The 19,812-nt window shown below is 50.8% G+C and carries 18 protein-coding genes and 7 pseudogenes; 11 read left to right on the forward strand and 14 right to left on the reverse strand.

From position 1 onward, the window contains the following. Window positions 1-15: 15 nt before the first annotated feature. The 14 genes and pseudogenes from P157_RS0113320 to P157_RS15865 all read right to left on the reverse strand — a co-directional run bounded on the left by P157_RS0113320 (window position 16) and on the right by P157_RS15865 (window position 13,403). Window positions 16-399: a Sec-independent protein translocase subunit TatA/TatB gene (locus P157_RS0113320; RefSeq protein WP_026761439.1), complete on the reverse strand. Its 384-nt coding sequence runs from the start codon at window positions 397-399 to the stop codon at window positions 16-18. Between the two features lie 26 nt (window positions 400-425). Continuing rightward, a complete protein-coding gene (locus P157_RS0113325) occupies window positions 426-1,385 on the reverse strand; it encodes a polyprenyl synthetase family protein (protein ID WP_230578487.1) in 960 nt (319 codons plus the stop codon). A 106-nt stretch (window positions 1,386-1,491) separates the two neighbouring features. Beyond that, the gene (locus P157_RS0113330) at window positions 1,492-2,268 is read right to left on the reverse strand and encodes an amino acid ABC transporter ATP-binding protein (protein WP_026761441.1); all 777 of its coding nucleotides are present in this window, start codon (window positions 2,266-2,268) and stop codon (window positions 1,492-1,494) included. Then, window positions 2,255-2,893: an amino acid ABC transporter permease gene (locus tag P157_RS0113335; RefSeq protein WP_026761442.1), complete on the reverse strand. Its 639-nt coding sequence runs from the start codon at window positions 2,891-2,893 to the stop codon at window positions 2,255-2,257. Before P157_RS0113335 ends, P157_RS0113330 begins: the two co-directional genes overlap by 14 nt. Before the next feature lie 201 nt (window positions 2,894-3,094). Then, window positions 3,095-5,005: an ABC-F family ATP-binding cassette domain-containing protein gene (locus P157_RS0113340; protein ID WP_026761443.1), complete on the reverse strand. Its 1,911-nt coding sequence runs from the start codon at window positions 5,003-5,005 to the stop codon at window positions 3,095-3,097. Window positions 5,006-5,554: 549 nt separating this feature from the next. Continuing rightward, the gene (locus P157_RS0113345) at window positions 5,555-6,898 is read right to left on the reverse strand and encodes an MATE family efflux transporter (RefSeq protein ID WP_026761444.1); all 1,344 of its coding nucleotides are present in this window, start codon (window positions 6,896-6,898) and stop codon (window positions 5,555-5,557) included. Further along, window positions 6,898-8,097, reverse strand: coding sequence for a YecA family protein (locus P157_RS0113350; protein WP_026759204.1), 1,200 nt, complete (start codon window positions 8,095-8,097; stop codon window positions 6,898-6,900). Before P157_RS0113350 ends, P157_RS0113345 begins: the two co-directional genes overlap by 1 nt. A gap of 51 nt (window positions 8,098-8,148) precedes the next feature. Further along, on the reverse strand, window positions 8,149-9,336 hold the full coding sequence (locus P157_RS0113355; protein WP_026759205.1) for an N-acetylmuramoyl-L-alanine amidase: 1,188 nt from the start codon (window positions 9,334-9,336) through the stop codon (window positions 8,149-8,151). 789 nt (window positions 9,337-10,125) lie between these two features. Further along, window positions 10,126-10,548: a hypothetical protein gene (locus tag P157_RS0113360; RefSeq protein ID WP_026759206.1), complete on the reverse strand. Its 423-nt coding sequence runs from the start codon at window positions 10,546-10,548 to the stop codon at window positions 10,126-10,128. 12 nt (window positions 10,549-10,560) lie between these two features. After that, on the reverse strand, window positions 10,561-11,562 hold the full coding sequence (floA, locus tag P157_RS0113365) for a flotillin-like protein FloA (protein ID WP_026759207.1): 1,002 nt from the start codon (window positions 11,560-11,562) through the stop codon (window positions 10,561-10,563). Between the two features lie 34 nt (window positions 11,563-11,596). Then, window positions 11,597-12,211, reverse strand: a pseudogene (locus P157_RS15340) (NfeD family protein); the annotation flags it as partial. Between the two features lie 294 nt (window positions 12,212-12,505). After that, window positions 12,506-12,952 carry a GatB/YqeY domain-containing protein gene (locus P157_RS0113375; protein WP_026759209.1) on the reverse strand — a complete coding sequence of 149 codons (447 nt, stop codon included), beginning with the start codon at window positions 12,950-12,952 and terminating at the stop codon, window positions 12,506-12,508. Window positions 12,953-13,032: 80 nt separating this feature from the next. Then, a pseudogene (gene rpsU / locus P157_RS15195) lies at window positions 13,033-13,213 on the reverse strand (30S ribosomal protein S21). A gap of 49 nt (window positions 13,214-13,262) precedes the next feature. Continuing rightward, entirely contained in the window at window positions 13,263-13,403 is a 141-nt protein-coding gene (locus tag P157_RS15865) for an HIT domain-containing protein (protein WP_419185405.1), read from the reverse strand. A gap of 76 nt (window positions 13,404-13,479) precedes the next feature. Between P157_RS15865 and P157_RS15785 the strand changes: the two are divergent. From P157_RS15785 to P157_RS14685, 11 genes and pseudogenes are all read left to right on the forward strand, one after another. Continuing rightward, window positions 13,480-13,715 (forward strand): annotated as a pseudogene (locus P157_RS15785) (HIT domain-containing protein); the annotation flags it as partial. A 117-nt stretch (window positions 13,716-13,832) separates the two neighbouring features. Further along, a pseudogene (rpsU, locus tag P157_RS15210) lies at window positions 13,833-14,014 on the forward strand (30S ribosomal protein S21). A gap of 121 nt (window positions 14,015-14,135) precedes the next feature. Further along, window positions 14,136-14,543 (forward strand): annotated as a pseudogene (locus P157_RS14670) (GatB/YqeY domain-containing protein). A 294-nt stretch (window positions 14,544-14,837) separates the two neighbouring features. Continuing rightward, window positions 14,838-15,467 (forward strand): annotated as a pseudogene (locus tag P157_RS14675) (NfeD family protein). A 68-nt stretch (window positions 15,468-15,535) separates the two neighbouring features. After that, window positions 15,536-16,483, forward strand: coding sequence for a flotillin-like protein FloA (gene floA / locus P157_RS0113395; RefSeq protein ID WP_051598682.1), 948 nt, complete (start codon window positions 15,536-15,538; stop codon window positions 16,481-16,483). 12 nt (window positions 16,484-16,495) lie between these two features. Beyond that, entirely contained in the window at window positions 16,496-16,645 is a 150-nt protein-coding gene (locus P157_RS15610; RefSeq protein ID WP_155266757.1) for a hypothetical protein, read from the forward strand. 62 nt (window positions 16,646-16,707) lie between these two features. Then, complete coding sequence (locus P157_RS0113405; protein ID WP_155266758.1) at window positions 16,708-16,860, forward strand: hypothetical protein; 153 nt, start codon at window positions 16,708-16,710, stop codon at window positions 16,858-16,860. A gap of 853 nt (window positions 16,861-17,713) precedes the next feature. Continuing rightward, complete coding sequence (locus P157_RS15790) at window positions 17,714-17,941, forward strand: hypothetical protein (RefSeq protein ID WP_026761449.1); 228 nt, start codon at window positions 17,714-17,716, stop codon at window positions 17,939-17,941. A gap of 464 nt (window positions 17,942-18,405) precedes the next feature. After that, window positions 18,406-18,764 (forward strand): annotated as a pseudogene (locus P157_RS15795) (N-acetylmuramoyl-L-alanine amidase family protein). Continuing rightward, the gene (locus tag P157_RS15815) at window positions 18,716-18,904 is read left to right on the forward strand and encodes an N-acetylmuramoyl-L-alanine amidase family protein (protein ID WP_268988123.1); all 189 of its coding nucleotides are present in this window, start codon (window positions 18,716-18,718) and stop codon (window positions 18,902-18,904) included. The pseudogene P157_RS15795 and the gene P157_RS15815 overlap by 49 nt, the downstream one beginning before the upstream one ends. Window positions 18,905-18,955: 51 nt before the next feature. Continuing rightward, window positions 18,956-19,812, forward strand: an 857-nt coding sequence (locus P157_RS14685) for a hypothetical protein (RefSeq protein ID WP_051598638.1), incomplete at its 3' end; no start/stop codon positions are given.

Genomic DNA, 19,812 nt, shown 5'->3' on the forward strand with positions numbered 1-19,812 from the left:
TAAATATAAACCAATTTATGCGTCCTTTTTCGCCTGCTCCGCAATCTGCTGACGCACGGATTCCTGCGTCGGCGCTTCATAAGCAGGTTTTGGTGCAGGTGCCGACTCCGGCGTTATATCCGGGGTCGCAGCCGCCTGTGAAGCGGTATTTTCGGCAGGCTGAACGGCAGCCTGCTGTTGTACCGGCTGCTGTGTTTGTTGCTGTTGTTGCGTGGCCTGTTGCTGTACCGGAGTCTCCAACGGTGCATTGATAGCCTGTGAGAATGCACTGGTCGCTTTCTTAAACTCGCGCATTCCTTTTCCCAGTGAGCGGGCGATTTCCGGCAGCTTTCCCGGGCCGAAGACCACAAGGCCCACAATCAATATCAGGATAAGTTCTGGTACACCGATTCCAAACATGGTGAATCTCCTCTCATCATTTCCGCTTAAAAATCACGGTCGCCGATAAAATCTGCCACCTGTACAAAAGCATCTTTAATTTCCGCAGGCAAATCCGCCGGAATGACCTGACGGGCCCGTTCCAAATATTCGTCAGCCTTTGCTTTGGCCACTTCCACGCCATCCGTCATCCGGACAATCTCCAAGGCACGCTCCACCATTTCCCCGGTCATTTCGGGATTGGTGACAATCTCCGCCAATTCTTCTGCATCAGCACTTTCATTGAGGGCATGGATAACCGGCAGCGTCACAATGCCCTGACGGATATCATTACCCGCAGGCTTGCCAATCTGCTCAGACGTCTGCATAATATCCAGCACATCATCCGTAATCTGGAACGCCATGCCTATGCAATGACCGTATTCCGCCAGTTTTTTCGTATCTTCTTCCGGCAGGCCGCCCACCAAACCGCCCAATTCACAGCAGATTTCCAGAAAATCCGCTGTCTTTTTCTGAATGCGTTCGTAGTAATTATCCAAGTCCTTGACGGCCTGATACACCGTATGGTCCTGAATGATTTCCCCCACGCTGAGATTGCACACCAGCTCTGCGAGACGCTTGGCGACATAATCCCCATAACCGCCTTCGGCAATCAGGGAGAACGCCCGGGCAAAAATATAGTCCCCGCCCAAAATCGCAATCTGATTGTCCCATTTGGCATTAGCCGTGGGTTCACCCCGGCGGGTATCCGCCTCGTCAATCACATCATCATGCACCAAAGAAGCCGTATGGATAAGTTCCAATGCTTCAGCCAAGGGCAGAATTCTTTCCAAGGAAAACTCTTTGCTGCCTCTGGCCGCCAACAGGCAAAGAGCGGGGCGAATCCGTTTGCCCCCGGCGGTAACGAGATGGGTGCCCACTTCGTTAACCAGCGCCACTGACGAGGAAACTGCCCCGATCAGCCCCTCATTCAGCACATCCAAATCACTCTGTATTACATCAAACATGGGGTTTGACACATTTATCACCTACAAAACATAGTCTTTATGGCGTTTCACGCATTTTATAATTGTACTACATTTCTGCGCGTTTGTCATTGTTTATCTTTGTCCCTCAGAGCATATTCTGCAGGAATGCCTTGGTGCGTTCTTCCTTGGGCTCGGCAAAGAAAGCCGCAGGTTCTCCCTCTTCGACAATATTGCCATCCGCCATAAAGATAACGTGGCTGGCCGCCTCCCGGGCAAAGGCCATTTCATGAGTCACCACGACCATGGTCATATGCTCGGCTGCCAGTTCGCGCATGGTCTTCAATACTTCTCCCGTAAGTTCCGGGTCAAGGGCCGATGTCGGCTCGTCAAAGAGCATAATGTCCGGCTTCATGCACAAGGCTCTGGCAATCGCCACACGCTGCTGCTGACCGCCAGAAAGCTGCGAGGGATAGTAATCGGCTCTGTCAGACAGCCCCACCTTTTCCAACAGTTCCCGCGCATAGGGTTCCACTTCGCTGCGCTTCAAGCCCTTTACCTGCATGGGCGCTTCCAGTAAGTTTTCCAATACCGTCATATGCGGGAAAAGATTGAACTGCTGAAACACCATACCCGTGGAGGCCAAAATTTCCCGTTCTTCTTTGCCGCTGGCATAAACGGCTTCACCATCTTTGGTCTGCACCAAAAATTTATCCTTGATGGCAATACTACCCTTGTCGATGGTTTCCAGTTTATTGATGCAGCGCAAAAGGGTGCTCTTGCCGGAACCGGACGGGCCGATAATGGCCAGAACTTCCCCACGGCGCACTTCAATGTCAATGCCCTTTAAGACTTCCATTTCATCATAAGCCTTGTAAATATCCGTCATCTTCAGCATGACTTCGCCCTTATTAGTATTTGCCATAATATGCCTCCAATTTCTTAAAGCCCCAAGTCAGGACAAAAGTCATCGCTAAATAGAAGATAGCCGCAAACAGGAACGGCGTCATGTCAAATTCCCGCTGCACGATGGTACGAGCCACCCGCAGCAAATCATTCATGGCCAGGATATAAACGAGCGAGGTATCCTTGACCAGATTGATGGTTTCATTGCTGACCGGCGGCAGAACAATGCGGATAACCTGCGGCAAAATGATGCGGCGCATGGTCTGCGGATAGCTCATACCGAGTGTTTTAGCCGCTTCATACTGTCCCTTGGGCACAGCCTGAATGCCGGCACGGAAAATTTCGGCAAAATAAGCGGCATAGTTAAGCGTAAAAGCGAGCAAAGCCGCCGCGATATCCGGCAGGCGTATGCCAATCATCGGCAGGGCAAAGTAAACAAAAAGCAACTGCAGCATAAGCGGCGTGCCACGCATAATCCAGATATAAAACTCGACAATCCGGCTGATAATCTTCAGACTGGACAAGCGCCCCAATGCCGCCAGCATACCAATAGGCAGGGATAAAATCAGGGTGACAAAAAATATTTCCAACGTGATTTCCGTACCTTCCAGCATCAGCAGGAAGGTGTGAACGAGCTGTTCCATATATCTTACTCCTTTAGTGTCGTAAAGTGTTAATACATTAGATTATACACAATAACTGTCACCCTGTAAAGAAAACTCCGTGCAAAACAATGTTTTGCACTACGCCCTTACACGAAATCTAAGCGATTCTGCGCCTATCGGCTTGACTCGCAAATATTTCATAGTAAAATGACCTGTCAAATTGACAAGTCATTTTCTGCGTTATTCCTGTTCCAATGCAATTTCTTCGAGATATTCCCAGCGCTCCATGAGTTGTTCCACTTCCGCGGTGAGACGTGCTTCTTCCTTGGCCAGTTCATTCAAGCGGCCAAAGTCCGTGGCGTTCTCCGCCATTTGCAGCTGCACCACCTTCAGTTCCCCTTCCTTACTGGCGATAATGCCTTCGATTTCCGCGTACTCCTTCTGCTCCTTGAATGTGAACTTGCGCTTGGCAGGCGGCGCCGTCTTTTCCTCGGCCGCCTGCTTTTCCTTCGGCTTCTTCACGGCAGGTTCTGCTATGGCTTCAGTCTGTGCAGTTTCCTCAGCCAGCCTTTCCTTGTAATAGGAATAGCCGCCCGCATACATGCGCAGATTGCCGTCAGCTTCATAGGCAAAGACTTTGTTTGCCAGCCTGTCCACAAAGAAACGGTCATGGGATACAAAGATGATAGCGCCATTGAAATCATCGATAAAACTCTCGAGCACCGCCATGGTTTCGATATCCAAATCGTTGGTCGGTTCGTCGAGCAACAAGACATTCGGTTCTTCCATCAATACCCGCAGCAGGTAAAGCCGCCGCTTCTCGCCACCGGACAGCCGCCCAATCGGCGTCCACTGCAAATCACCGGGGAATAAAAACCGCTCCATGAGCTGTGATGCCGAAATCCTCGTGCCATCTGCCAGCGTGATAAAATGCGCGGCTTCCTTCACATACTCGATGGCGCGCAGACGCTCGTCCATGTCCACCGCCCGCTGGGCAAAATAACCGATTTTGACCGTCTGCCCAATGGTCACTGTGCCAGACGTCGGCGCCAGCTGTCCGGCAATGATATTCAATAAGGTAGTCTTCCCTGTTCCATTAGAGCCCAGAATACCAACACGGTCGTTGCGCAATACCGTATAGGTAAAATCCTTGACAATCGTACGCCCGTCCACTTCATAATGCACATGGTCCAGTTCAATAACCGTGCGCCCTAAACGGCTGCCGGCCAAACCGATTTCCACCGTGCTGTTATCGATATTTACACTTTGCGCTTTGACTTCCTCATAGCGCTGAATGCGTGCCTTCTGTTTTGTTGAACGGGCCTGTGCTCCGCGGCGCAGCCATTTTAACTCATTGCGCAGGAAATTCTGCCGCTTGGCTTCCGTGGACTGCTCCCGTTCCAGACGCGCCGCCTTCTGTTCCAGATACTCCGAATAGTTCCCCGTATAAGTGTAGGCATTGCCCTTGTCCAGTTCCAAAATCTTCGTGGACGTATTATCGAGGAAATAGCGGTCATGGGTCACCATGAGGATGGCACCCTTAAAGGCCCGCAGATATTCTTCGAGCCAGCCAATGGTTTCACTGTCCAAGTGATTGGTCGGCTCGTCCAAAATCAGCAAATCACAGGGTTGAATGAGTGCCGTTGCCAAAGCCAGCCGCTTCTGCTCACCACCGGAGAGCGTACCTGCCTTGGCCGTATAATCGCGGATACCTAACTTCGTCAATACCGTCTTGGCCGCACCTTCAAGCTGCCAGCCGTCATACTCATCAATCACCGCCGTATAGCGCATGATTTCCTGCTGCGCTTCCTTGTCCTGCGGATTTTTCTCCACCGCCGCCATAGCCAGTTCATAGCCCCGCAAAGCCTGCATCAAAGGCGACATCCCGCGGAACACCTCCATGAGCACCGTATTTTCCGGTTCAAAGACCTTATCCTGCGCCAAATACTCAATCCGCAGACCGCGCATGGTGGTAATTTCTCCGGCATCCACAGGAATCAGTCCCGCCACCGCCTTCAAAAACGTACTCTTGCCCGTGCCGTTCACACCGACAATCCCGACCTTATCCCCGGCATCCATACTGAAATTCACGCCAGAAAACAAATTCTTCTCGCCATAACTTTTCGTAAATTTTTCTATAGTTATTATCATCGTTGAAACATCCTTACTTCAAAAGTCCGAAATGAAATAGCACTTGCCGACACGCAAGGCAAGTGCTATAATGTAAGCAAGTTAAGGGTGCCGCCCAGCGGTCAGCCCTCGCAGGTTAATATTTTACTTCAAACGATAACCGCTCATGCCGGCAAGCTAGGAGCGGTTATTTTTCACTTCTACAACTATCATCCAAATCAATAGTAAAACTACGATTGTTTCAGCCATAGGCGCCGCCCCCTTTCCAGAGGGCGAAACCGCTAAACAGCACCTGAATGTAATTATAGCAGGCGTTGGGCTGAAAAGCAATGCGAAGCGAGCGACAGGCGGGGACTGGCTGACAGGAGCGTTTGGCGCGGAACGTAAAGAACATATTTTTTATCAATCCAAAAATGGGCTGGAAAAGTCAACTGTCTGAGCACAGCGAGTTTTGACTTTTCCAGCCCTTAAATTATGGATAAAAAATATGTTCAGTTCCGCGCCTAAGCGGATGGCAGCCAGTCCTCGCCTGCCGCGTCTTGCACCTCGAACCCAATCGTGGTAATCAAATCAAAGGTATTTTTTCTGCACCTGCCGCAGTCTTACTTCCAGACATACCGCACCGATAACAATGCCCGCAATCAACCCAATCCAGTATCCATACGGCCCCATATCGGTATACTTTGCCAGTCCCCAACCCATAGGCAGGCCGATAATCCAAAACGAGAGCACAGCGAGCATAAAGGTCACATGAACATCCTTAAAACCTCTGAGCGCTCCCTGAAGCGGCGCATTGATGCTGTCGGCAAACTGCATAAAGACCGCGTAAATCAGAAACCCAGCTAGTATCGGCTGCACTTCAGTACTGCTGGTATAAAGAGCGGCGATTTCATCGCGGAACTGGGTTAAGAGCAGCGCCAATGTTCCAACGCTAAAAAAGGTCAGATAACGGCTGAGCTTGATGTACTGCCGGGCATCCGCCAATCGTTTTGCCCCGACCTCATAGCCCACCAAAATGGTCAAGGTCATGCTCACCGCCAGTGGCACCATATAGACAATGGTCGTAAAGTTCATAGCCGCCTGATGGGCCGCCACAATCGCCGTCCCATAAGCCGTCATAAAGAGCCCCACTGCCCCAAAGATACTCTGCTCACAGAACATCGTCGCGCCAATGGGAATACCAACGCCCAGCTGTTTTTTCCATTCGGCCAGATGAATCCCCGGCAAGTGACGGAACACATGATAGTCCTTGAAGGGATGCATGCGGCTGACCACGATAATATTCAGGACAAGGTTTAACGTCAATGTTACCGCTGAACCAATCCCCGCACCGATACCGCCAAATGCCGGCAGCCCAAAGAGGCCATACATAAAGATATAATTTAACGTGATATTGGTCGGCACCGTACACATGGTCACGCACATCGTAAGCCGCGTATAACCATGGGCATCAATAAAGTTGCGCAGCACCGAGGAAATAAAGATGGGAATGATGCCTAGCGACAGGAACATCAGATAATGGCTCGTGATGTATTCCACCCGCGGCTCCAGATTCAGGAGCGGCAGAATATAGGGTACTGCAAGCCAGCCCAAGGACACAAAGCCCACGCCTAATGCCAAAGCCCAATAAAAGCCCTGCTTGACGATAAAGCCGATTTTTTCCTGCTTTCCCGCGCCATAAAGCTGCGAAATGGTTGGCGTCAGCCCCGAGATAATTCCTAAGAAACTGCCGAAAAAGGGCATAAAGAGATTAACCCCCACGGCTACACCCGCCAAATCCTGCTGGCTGATATGCCCGGCCATTACCGTATTAAAAAACCCTGTTGCCATTAAAGACAACTGGGTTATAAAGATGGGCAAAAGCACCACAAAGAATTGTCGTGCTTTTGCCTTGTAACCAAAGGTCTGTTTCATCAGTTTTCATCCTTAGACAGGCAACAGTTCTTATACTTCTTGCCGCTGCCACAGGGACAAGGGTCATTGCGGCCCGCCTTTTGACGGCGTACTTCCGCAAAGGGAATCACCTGACCCACACCACTCTTGGCGAAAAGTTCGCTGGGGGTGTGGCCTTTAAGCGGCCAAAGATGGGTTTCGTTATTGTAGGCAATGAGCAGAGGTACTACAGCCTTCATCTTGGCCTCGTCCTCCATCATGCCCAGCTGTTCCAGATATTCAGCAGCTTCCTGCATGGAACCGCCATTCTGCAACAGGATAAAGATTTCGCCCACAATATCCGCAGCCTTGAGCACATCACAGCCATGCTCCTTCATAAAGAACTGCGCCAAATCCTTGTACTCGTTGGTCGCATCAATATGATTATTGGCACCTGCTTCAAAAAGCTGTTTATAGCCAAATTCTGCATAGTCCAGATTGCTGTGCTTGCGCTGTTCGTCTTCCAGAGCGTTCTCATCAATCAGCGTATAGTACTTCACGCCCTGCGGCAGTGCCACAATGGTGTTCGTCCAGCAGGAAGCATTGAGCATCACGCCCACAAAGTCCTTGAAGGACAGGTTTTCCCGCTGGTCGGCTTCCAGCTGCCCGGCCACTTTGGTATAGAGGGTTTCATAATCCATATAACCATAGTAGAACAGATAACCGGCCGTCAGGCGGGTAATCTCCGTGTTCATGGTCGCAAGCGCCTCAAAGTTCGGAGAATCCAGCTTCTTGAATTCAGCCCGGATTTCCTTCGGCATGTACCAGATAAGTTTATCTCCATCCTTACCGCAGGATAAGAGGCCCAGTCCCCGCAGGTAATCCAGACGCACATCATCATCCCGCAACTTGGCACTCTTGCCCTTTTCGAGAATGAAATGCTGGAAGCATTCGTATTCTTCCAAAAGAATAGAGGGCAGCCAGATGCGGGCAAACTTCAAAATTTCCGGAGCCAGCTTCTCTGCCAATTCTGCCTTCTTGAGGGAGCTGGCGCCGCTGATGTTGAGGTTGTAGCGGATATCGTCGAGTTCCGCCTTAGTCATGGCGTTCAGCATGTCCTTCAGCGTGTTCTTTTCCGGCATCTTGTGACGATAGAGGGCCTTCTTGCGCTCCTCCATATCCGCTTCCATCATCTGGGCAAGAGTTTCTGCCTGGGTCAATTCTTTTTTCTGGTCTTCCATTGGTCTTTCTAAAATCCTTTCTATCCTTACGTCTTACAGGGTAATTTGTTCTCAGCCAAAGTAATCGGCAATGCCATCGGCAATGCCCTGGGCAGCTTTGCGAATGCCTTCTTCGCTGTCGAGCATTTTCTCTTCGCTCTCGTTGGAGATAAAGGCAACTTCCACCAGCGTAGCCGGCATATCGGTATGCTTCACCACATAGAAGTTGCTGCTCTGGGTGCCCCGGCTCTGGGTGCCCAGCTGGTCAACGATGCCAGCCCGAATCTTATCCGCCAGCTTGCGGGAGCGCTTGTCCCCCAGGGAATAATAATAGCCTGTGGTACCTTTCGCCGCATTGTTGGTAAAGGAATCCATATGAATGGAAACAAAGATATCGGCTTTCTTGACATTGGCCACATCACAGCGAGCCTGCAGTTCTTCAATGTCCGTAGCCTTGGCCCGCTTCTTGGAAACTTCGATATCGGCATTACGGGTCATATAGACCGTAGCGCCTTCTTTCACCAACAGGCGTTTGACTTCATTGGACACCCGCAGGGTCACGCTCTTTTCCATAACCCCCGTGGGGCCGATAGCACCGGAGTCGCTGCCGCCATGACCGGGGTCAATGACGATTATGCGGCCTTTCAAGCCGGTAATGCCTGCCAGTTCGCCATCCATGTCTTCCCCACCAGCAGGTTCCTGTTTTTCTGCAGGTTCGGGTTCAGGCTTGGTACTTGGTTTCGCCGGTTCTGTTTTCGGCGTGGACGGATGCGAGCCTGTTTTTGACATGTCAATTTGTGCGTCATCCGAATCGGTCAGATTGCCAAAGTCCATGACAATGCGGCCGGGTGTTTTGCCACTACTCAAGGCAAAGACATTGTAGTTGTTTTTGCCCACCTTAGTCTCTACCACCACACGAACAGTTTTGGGGTCAAATTGGGCGATTTTTACGCCCCCTACAAAGCGGTTGTCAATATGGATGTGTTTGTCCACCTTCGGCGACAGCCAGGCATTTTCTATATCCACCACCACACGGTCAGGGCCGGACAGCACCATTTTTTTGTATTTTACGGGCTTGGTGGCATCGATGACAATACGAGTCTTATCCCCGTTAAAACTGTCACGGATGCCAGTGATTTCGGCCATGCCGCTGATACGCTCACTGAATGCCTCATCAGCAGCCGAAGCCGCGGAGAGGGGCAGGAGCAGACATAAAGTTGTCAACAGCAGTAAATGTATATAGAAGAAAATACGTTTCATAGAATCCCTCCATTACAGGACACATATACTCTATTATCAACTTTATTGCGTGAAAATGCAAGGGCTGGGGAGGATTTTAATGGAGATTTAAGATAGAACATCTTCACACACTGCTTTGAGACAACGAGAATGGGGAAATTTTCCTTATCGTAAAAAGTCCGCTGACAAAAAGTGTCAACGGACTTTTAGTAAATTGCAGTTTGTCGATGTTATTGCGAGATTACTTTTAGTTGTTACAGCTCAATTTGGGCGGAGGTGGTAATACTTTTCGCCGTTGCACTAAATGACCCACAAGTAAATGTATGGACCTTTTAGTTACCTGCGCCGGGCAAGACCGGCGGCGCGTATGTTCAGCCCAGTGTTTAGTCTGTGCCGTTTGTGGGCCAGTCCTCACTTCGTTCGGACAGTCGTTCCACGCCGAAAAGCATCACCACCTCCACCCTAAGCAATGCTCGTATAAGACGGTATTTTCGCGGTGACAAGCAGCAAGTACATCGATGTTCTTGTAACGGGAACAACGAGTTCTCGCCGATTGCATAATCCATAGTTTGAGGCGGACGGGAAGTGATTTTTCTGTCAGGAGCGACTGCCTGAACGAAGTGAAGGCCGGCCCCTGTAGGATGCAGCTAAGCAAATACGCTGAAAGCAGCGCCGTTGGCCTGCCCGGCGCAGGTAACTGGACAGTTCTCTTTTACGAGGGGGTCGTTTAGCGGAAAACAGAAAAATTACTTCCCGTTCGCCCCTGACAACGTATGAACTGGATACCTTTATCACGAGTTCCCCGATAAACTAACGTCTTGCTTTTGGCTTGCCGAGAATTTCTGACCAGATAACTGCCTGTTGCAAATTACTTAACGTCACCGTATTCTGCGGAGCCTGTGCTTGTTCGACTCGCTGGGATTCTGCACGTTTCTCTGCCTGTTCCCGCTGCTTTTTCTTGCGGCGCAGCATTTCCTGATAGCGTTCCTGCTGTGCACGAATCGCCTCCTGTGTTTCCACTTCTGCCGTTGTCTGAATGTCAGGCAGCGGCGGAGCGCCTCTCAGTTCCGGAATTTCGATTTTTATGCGCTCCTGTTTAGGCTGCGGAATATCCGGCAGGGGGCGCTGGGGGAAATCCGGTATCCGGCGTTTGGGCACCGGCTTTTTCTTGTCCTTGCGGTCAGAAAAGATGGCAAAGAGAATAAAGAGGACTATGACCCAAAAGGAGTCCATAAGTACCCCTCCTTATTTTACCGGTGCCGACGGCGCCTGCAATTTGCTGCCCGCACTGCTCGTGCTGATGGCATTGCGCATATCCGTGTCGGCCTGCACATTGTTGAGGTTGTAGTAGTCCATAACCCCGAGCTTGCCTTCCCGCAAAGCCTGTGCCATAGCATGCGGCACTTCGGCCTGTGCTTCGACAACCTTGGCTTCCATTTCCTGCGTGTAAGCCTTCATTTCCTGCTCTTTAGCTACAGCCATCGCGCGGCGTTCTTCGGCTTTAGCCTGCGCGATGCGCTTGTCGGCTTCGGCCTGGTCAGTCTGCAGTTCTGCACCGATGTTGCGGCCTACATCCACGTCAGCGATATCAATGGAGAGGATTTCAAAGGCCGTACCGGCGTCGAGGCCCTTCCCCAACACTGTCTTGGAAATATCATCCGGGTTAGCCAGCACATCATTGTGGCTTTCGGAAGAACCTACAGTTGTGACGATACCTTCGCCAACACGGGCGATAATCGTCGGTTCACCAGCACCACCGACCAGACGGTCAATATTAGCGCGCACGGTAACACGTGCCTTGATTTTAAGTTCGATACCGTTTTTGGCCACAGCGGAAACCACCGGCGTTTCGATAACCTTCGGATTAACGCTCATCTGCACGGCTTCGAGCACATCACGGCCAGCCAAATCAATGGCGGCAGAGCGTTCAAAGGGCAGGGGAATCTGCGCACGGTGAGCCGCGATAAGGGCATCCACGACCTTATCCACGTTACCACCCGCCAAGTAATGAGCTTCGAGCTGATTAACGGCCACATCAAGACCAGCTTTATTGGCCTTAATCAGCGGCAGGATAATCTTGTTAGGCGGTACGCGGCGCATGCGCATACCAACCAAAGTCATAATGCCCACCCGCACATTGGCTGCCAAAGCAGAAATCCAGAGTCCGATGGGGACAAAGTGCAGGAACACCATGATAAATGCAATAATCAGGACTAACAAAAAACCTGTTCCAATCAAACCACTCATAAATGCAAAACCTCCTTAAATCTGTCGCACAACTAACCCGGTTTCCTTCGACGGCCACAACTTGAACCTGTACACCTTTCGGCACAAAAGCCCCTTCGGAAACCACATCCACAGGTTTGCCATTCAGCCGCACACTGCCAGAAGGACGCAGCTCCGTGAGCACTTCACCCACAGCTCCCAGCCAGTGACTCCCGCGGTGCCGCACTGACAAAGCCGCGTTCCGAACGCGATTCATCCTTCAGCACCACCTTATTCCAAAGTTTACTCGAAGGCAAACGCTTAACGATAAGTGCAAAAATCACAATCGCTGCCACAAAGGAAATCAGCATGGCATAGAGCGCATGAATATCTCCGCCCAGTGCCAGCACCACGCTGTAGAGCATAGCGGCAACACCCAGGCCAGCCAAAAGCCCCACCGTAGGCAGCAAACATTTCCACGATAATACAGAGAATACCGCCCATAAATATGGCAATCTGATACAGGACACCAGCCCTTTCACATACTGACTGCCCCAAAAGACACAGCGGCTACCAGCCCCAGCAAGATACCTGCTCCCAAGCCACCAGTCTTTATCTCCACCATAATGGCCAGAAACATAATCGCCAGCAAAAGCATCTGCACCACCGGCATACCTACCACCATATCCATATACTCACCCCCTAAGAAATATTTCCACACCGCCTGCATAAAGTCCTGCCTAGGCGAAGCTACTGCATCGTACTAAGCTCATGGAGACTGGTGATGTTTTCCGCAGCTTTTGACAAGCCTGTCTATGGCGAAAGGAAAAGCATCACTAGTCTCCAACGAGCGCCTTAGCACCTCTATGTAACATACAACCTAAGCCCGTGGGGGCTGGCGGTGTTTTTCCGTAGCGTTTGACCAAGCCTGTCTCAGCGGAGGAAAAATACTGCCAGCCCCCACGGGCGCCTTAGCACTATGATGTTATCCCTGCAGGAAGCTCTTCACGATTGTATTAACCATCTTCCCATCAGCGCGCCCCTTAACCTTCGGCATCAGCACGCCCATAACCTTGCCCATATCCTTCGGCGTAGCAGCTCCGGTCTGTTCCACCGCAGCCTTCACGAGTTCACGCACTTCGTCTTCGGAAAGCTGAGCCGGCAGATAAGGCAGGAGCACATCGATTTCCGCCTGCGTCTTTTCCACCAAATCCTCACGGCCACCCTTCTGGAATTCTTCGATGGAATCACGGCGCATTTTTACTTCCTTGCTGATAACCGCGATTACATCTTCCTCGCCAAGTTCCTTCTGTCCGTCAATTTCCTGCTGGCGGATAGCACCGCGCACCATACGGATAACGGCCAGACGTTCCTTTTCCTTATTCTTCATGGCTTCTTTCATGTCAGCAGTAAGCTGTTCCTTTAACGACATTTTCTAATCCTCCTGTAATATAAATCCATATAACAAAAAGACACCTGAAAATCTTACGACTTGCAGGTGTCCCGCGCAAATTATCTGAACTTGCGTTTACGAGCTGCTTCAGATTTCTTCTTGCGGCGAACGCTCGGTTTCTCGTAATGTTCACGTTTTCTCACTTCAGCCAGAGTACCAGCTTTCTGGGACATCACGCTTGAAGCGGCGGAGAGCACTATCGATTGATTCGTTTTTACCAACTTTAATTTCGTTTGCCATCTATTTTTCCCCCCCTCCCACTTAACATGGGAGTTTGTGTTTCTAAAAACTACACCACGATATTATACAATAAAGGTAGCGAGCCTGTCAACACAAATCCGCAACAAATCGTTAGCCTGGGGGCCCATTGCAGGGAGCGACCGCCTAAGAGATGGAAATGCAGATGTTTTACGGTCTGACCCGCCTTCATCGCCCGTATTGGCAACTACACCGGAAACCGGATTCCGCTACACCTAACTCGCGTGCAATCTGCGGAATCACATCGACCAGAATATGTGCTCGTGATTCCGAAAAACACCGTGGAAAGCGTGGCCAGCATTAAAGGCTGAAGATAAGGAACTGGCAGCACATATTCTGGTCGATGTGATTCCGCAGATTGCACGCGAGTTAAGGTGTAGCGGAATCCGGTTTCCGTGTAGTTGCCAATACGGGCGATGAAGGCGGTCAGACCGTAAAACATCTGCATTTCCATCTCTTAGGCGGTCGCTCCCTGCAATGGCCCCAGGCTAACGATTTGTGCGGATTTGTGTTGACAGGCTCGCTACCTTTATTGTATAGCATATCGTGGTGTAGTTTTAGAAACACAAACTCCCATGTTAAGTGGGGGGGGGAAAAATAGATGGCAAACGAAATTAAAGTTGGTAAAAACGAATCAATCGATAGTGCTCTCCGCCGCTTCAAGCGTAATGTCCCAGAAAGCTGGTAACTCTGGCTGAAGTGAGAAAACGTGAACATTACGAGAAACCGAGCGTTCGCCGCAAGAAGAAATCTGAAGCAGCTCGTAAACGCAAGTTCAGATAATTTGCGCGGGACACCTGCAAGTCGTAAGATTTTCAGGTGTCTTTTTGTATATGGATTTATATTACAGGAGGATTAGAAAATGTCGTTAAAGGAACAGCTTACTGCTGACATGAAAGAAGCCATGAAGAATAAGGAAAAGGAACGTCTGGCCGTTATCCGTATGGTGCGCGGTGCTATCCGCCAGCAGGAAATTGACGGACAGAAGGAACTTGGCGAGGAAGATGTAATCGCGGTTATCCAGCAAGGAAGTAAAAATGCGCCGTGATTCCATCGAAGAATTCCAGAAGGGTGGCCCGTGAGGATTTGGTGGAAAAGACGCAGGCGGAAAATCGATGTGCTCCTGCCTTATCTGCCGGCTCAGCTTTCCGAAGACGAAGTGCGTGAACTCGTGAAGGCTGCGGTGGAACAGACCGGAGCTGCTACGCCGAAGGATATGGGCAAGGTTATGGGCGTGCTGATGCCGAAGGTTAAGGGCGCGCTGATGGGAAGATGGTTAATACAATCCGTGAAGAGCTTCCTGCAGGGATAACATCATAGTGCTAAGGCGCCCGTGGGGGCTGGCAGTATTTTTCCTCCCGCTGAGACCAGGCTTGTCAAACGCTACGGAAAAACACCGCCAGCCCCCACGGGCTTAGGTTGTATGTTACATAGAGGTGCTAAGGCGCTCGTGGAGACTAGTGATGCTTTTCCTTCGCCATAGACAGGCTTGTCAAAAGCTGCGGAAAAACATCACCAGTCTCCATGAGCTTAGTACGATGCAGTAGCTTCGCCTAGGCAGGACTTTATGCAGGCGGTGTGGAAATATTTCTTAGGGGGTGAGTATATGGATATGGTGGTAGGTATGCCGGTGGTGCAGATGCTTTTGCTGGCGATATGTTTCTGGCCATTATGGTGGAGATAAAGACTGGTGGCTTGGGAGCAGGTATCTTGCTGGGGCTGGTAGCCGCTGGTGTCTTTTGGGGCCAGTCAGTATGTGAAAGGGCTGGTGTCCCTGTATCAGATTGCCATATTTATGGGCGGTATTCTCTGTATTATCGTGGAAATGTTGCTGCCTACGGTGGGGCTTTTGGCTGGCCTGGGTGTTGCCGCTATGCTCTACAGCGTGGTGCTGGCACTGGCGGAGATATTCATGCGCTCTATGCCATGCTGATTTCCTTTGTGGCAGCGATTGTGATTTTGCACTTATCGTTAAGCGTTTGCCTTCGAGTAAACTTTGGAATAAGGTGGTGCTGAAGGATGAATCGCGTTCGGAACGCGGCTTTGTCAGTGCGGCACCGCGGGAGTCACTGCTGGGAGCTGTGGGTGAAGTGCTCACGGAGCTGCGTCCTTCTGGCAGTGTGCGGCTGAATGGCAAACCTGTGGATGTGGTTTCCGAAGGGCTTTTGTGCCGAAAGGTGTACAGGTTCAAGTTGTGGCCGTCGAAGGAAACCGGGTAGTTGTGCGACAGATTTAAGGAGGTTTTGCATTTATGAGTGGTTTGATTGGAACAGGTTTTTGTTAGTCCTGATTATTGCATTTATCATGGTGTTCCTGCACTTTGTCCCCATCGGACTCTGGATTTCTGCTTTGGCAGCCAATGTGCGGGTGGGCATTATGACTTTGGTTGGTATGCGCATGCGCCGCGTACCGCCTAACAAGATTATCCTGCCGCTGATTAAGGCCAATAAAGCTGGTCTTGATGTGGCCGTTAATCAGCTCGAAGCTCATTACTTGGCGGGTGGTAACGTGGATAAGGTCGTGGATGCCCTTATCGCGGCTCACCGTGCGCAGATTCCCCTGCCCTTTGAACGCTCTGCCGCCATTGATTTGGCTGGCCGTGATGTGCTCGAAGCCGTGCAGATGAGCGTTAATCCGAAGGTTATCGAAACGCCGGTGGTTTCCGCTGTGGCCAAAAACGGTATCGAACTTAAAATCAAGGCACGTGTTACCGTGCGCGCTAATATTGACCGTCTGGTCGGTGGTGCTGGTGAACCGACGATTATCGCCCGTGTTGGCGAAGGTATCGTCACAACTGTAGGTTCTTCCGAAAGCCACAATGATGTGCTGGCTAACCCGGATGATATTTCCAAGACAGTGTTGGGGAAGGGCCTCGACGCCGGTACGGCCTTTGAAATCCTCTCCATTGATATCGCTGACGTGGATGTAGGCCGCAACATCGGTGCAGAACTGCAGACTGACCAGGCCGAAGCCGACAAGCGCATCGCGCAGGCTAAAGCCGAAGAACGCCGCGCGATGGCTGTAGCTAAAGAGCAGGAAATGAAGGCTTACACGCAGGAAATGGAAGCCAAGGTTGTCGAAGCACAGGCCGAAGTGCCGCATGCTATGGCACAGGCTTTGCGGGAAGGCAAGCTCGGGTTATGGACCTACTACAACCTCAACAATGTGCAGGCCGACACGGATATGCGCAATGCCATCAGCACGAGCAGTGCGGGCAGCAAATTGCAGGCGCCGTCGGCACCGGTAAAATAAGGAGGGGTACTTATGGACTCCTTTTGGGTCATAGTCCTCTTTATTCTCTTTGCCATCTTTTCTGACCGCAAGGACAAGAAAAAGCCGGTGCCCAAACGCCGGATACCGGATTTCCCCAGCGCCCCCTGCCGGATATTCCGCAGCCTAAACAGGAGCGCATAAAAATCGAAATTCCGGAACTGAGAGGCGCTCCGCCGCTGCCTGACATTCAGACAACGGCAGAAGTGGAAACACAGGAGGCGATTCGTGCACAGCAGGAACGCTATCAGGAAATGCTGCGCCGCAAGAAAAAGCAGCGGGAACAGGCAGGAGAAACGTGCAGAATCCCAGCGAGTCGAACAAGCACAGGCTCCGCAGAATACGGTGACGTTAAGTAATTTGCAACAGCAGTTATCTGGTCAGAAATTCTCGGCAAGCCAAAAAGCAAGACGTTAGTTTATCGGGGAACTCGTGATAAAGGTATCCAGTTCATACGTTGTCAGGGGCGAACGGGAAGTAATTTTTCTGTTTTCCGCTAAAACGACCCCCTCGTAAAAGAGAACTGTCCAGTTACCTGCGCCGGGCAGGCCAACGGCGCTGCTTTCAGCGTATTTGCTTAGCTGCATCCTACAGGGCCGGCCTTCCACTTCGTTCAGGCAGTCGCTCCTGACAGAAAAATCACTTCCCGTCCGCCTCCAAACTATGGATTATGCAATCGGCGAGAACTCGTTGTTCCCGTTACAAGAACATCGATGTACTTGCTGCTTGTCACCGCGAAAATACCGTCTTATACGAGCATTGCCTTAGGGGTGGAGGTGGTGATGCTTTTCGGCGTGGAACGACTGTCCGAACGAAGTGAGGACTGGCCCACAAACGGCACAGACTAAAACACTGGGCTGAACATACGCGCCGCCGGTCTTGCCCGGCGCAGGTAACTAAAAGGTCCATACATTTACTTGTGGGTCATTTAGTGCAACGGCGAAAAGTATTACCACCTCCGCCCAAATTGAGCTGTAACAACTAAAGTAATCTCGCAATAACATCGACAAACTGCAATTTACTAAAAGGTCCGTTGACACTTTTTGTCAGCGGACTTTTTACGATAAGGAAAATTTCCCCATTCTCGTTGTCTCAAAGCAGTGTGTGAAGATGTTCTATCTTAAATCTCCATTAAAATCCTCCCCCAGCCCTTGCATTTTCACGCAATAAAGTTGATAATAGAGTATATGTGTCCTGTAATGGAGGGATTCTATGAAACGTATTTTCTTCTATATACATTTACTGCTGTTGACAACTTTATGTCTGCTCCCTGCCCCTCCCGCGGCTTCGGCTGCTGATGAGGCATTCAGTGAGCGTATCAGCGGCAATGGCCGAAAATCACTGGCATCCGTGACAGTTTTTAACGGGGATAAGACTCGTATTGTCATCGATGCCACCAAGCCCGTAAAAATACAAAAAAAATGGTGCTGTCCGGCCTGACCGTGTGGTGGTGGATATAGAAAATGCCTGGCTGTCGCCGAAGGTGGACAAACACATCCCATATTGACAACCGCTTTGTAGGGGGGCGTAAAAATCGCCCAATTTGACCCCAAAACTGTTCGTGTGGTGGTAGAGACTAAGGTGGGCAAAAACAATACAATGTCTTTGCCTTGAGTAGTGGCAAAACACCCGGCCGCATTGTCATGGACTTTGGCAATCTGACCGATTCGGATGACGCACAAATTGACATGTCAAAAACAGGCTCGCATCCGTCCACGCCGAAAACAGAACCGGCGAAACCAAGTACCAAGCCTGAACCCGAACCTGCAGAAAAACAGGAACCTTGCTGGTGGGGAAGACATGGATGGCGAACTGGCAGGCATTACCGCTTGAAAGGCCGCATAATCGTCATTGACCCCGGTCATGGCGGCAGCGACTCCGGTGCTATCGGCCCCACGGGGGTTATGGAAAAGAGCGTGACCCTGCGGTGTCCAATGAAGTCAAACGCCTGTTGGTGAAAGAAGGCGCTACGGTCTATATGACCCGTAATGCCGATATCGAAGTTTCCAAGAAGCGGGCCAAGGCTACGGACATTGAAGAACTGCAGGCTCGCTGTGATGTGGCCAATGTCAAGAAAGCCGATATCTTTGTTTCCATTCATATGGATTCCTTTACCAACAATGCGGCGAAAGGTACCACAGGCTATTATTATTCCCTGGGGACAAGCGCTCCCGCAAGCTGGCGGATAAGATTCGGGCTGGCATCGTTGACCAGCTGGGCACCCAGAGCCGGGGCACCCAGAGCAGCAACTTCTATGTGGTGAAGCATACCGATATGCCGGCTACGCTGGTGGAAGTTGCCTTTATCTCCAACGAGAGCGAAGAGAAAATGCTCGACAGCGAAGAAGGCATTCGCAAAGCTGCCCAGGGCATTGCCGATGGCATTGCCGATTACTTTGGCTGAGAACAAATTACCCTGTAAGACGTAAGGATAGAAAGGATTTTAGAAAGACCAATGGAAGACCAGAAAAAAGAATTGACCCAGGCAGAAACTCTTGCCCAGATGATGGAAGCGGATATGGAGGAGCGCAAGAAGGCCCTCTATCGTCACAAGATGCCGGAAAAGAACACGCTGAAGGACATGCTGAACGCCATGACTAAGGCGGAACTCGACGATATCCGCTACAACCTCAACATCAGCGGCGCCAGCTCCCTCAAGAAGGCAGAATTGGCAGAGAAGCTGGCTCCGGAAATTTTGAAGTTTGCCCGCATCTGGCTGCCCTCTATTCTTTTGGAAGAATACGAATGCTTCCAGCATTTCATTCTCGAAAAGGGCAAGAGTGCCAAGTTGCGGGATGATGATGTGCGTCTGGATTACCTGCGGGGACTGGGCCTCTTATCCTGCGGTAAGGATGGAGATAAACTTATCTGGTACATGCCGAAGGAAATCCGGGCTGAATTCAAGAAGCTGGATTCTCCGAACTTTGAGGCGCTTGCGACCATGAACACGGAGATTACCCGCCTGACGGCCGGTTATCTGTTCTACTATGGTTATATGGATTATGAAACCCTCTATACCAAAGTGGCCGGGCAGCTGGAAGCCGACCAGCGGGAAAACCTGTCCTTCAAGGACTTTGTGGGCGTGATGCTCAATGCTTCCTGCTGGACGAACACCATTGTGGCACTGCCGCAGGGCGTGAAGTACTATACGCTGATTGATGAGAACGCTCTGGAAGACGAACAGCGCAAGCACAGCAATCTGGACTATGCAGAATTTGGCTATAAACAGCTTTTTGAAGCAGGTGCCAATAATCATATTGATGCGACCAAACGAGTACAAGGATTTGGCGCAGTTCTTTATGAAGGAGCATG

It is taken from the genome of Selenomonas ruminantium AC2024 (genome assembly GCF_000687995.1).
Lineage (GTDB): Bacteria > Bacillota > Negativicutes > Selenomonadales > Selenomonadaceae > Selenomonas_A > Selenomonas_A ruminantium_B.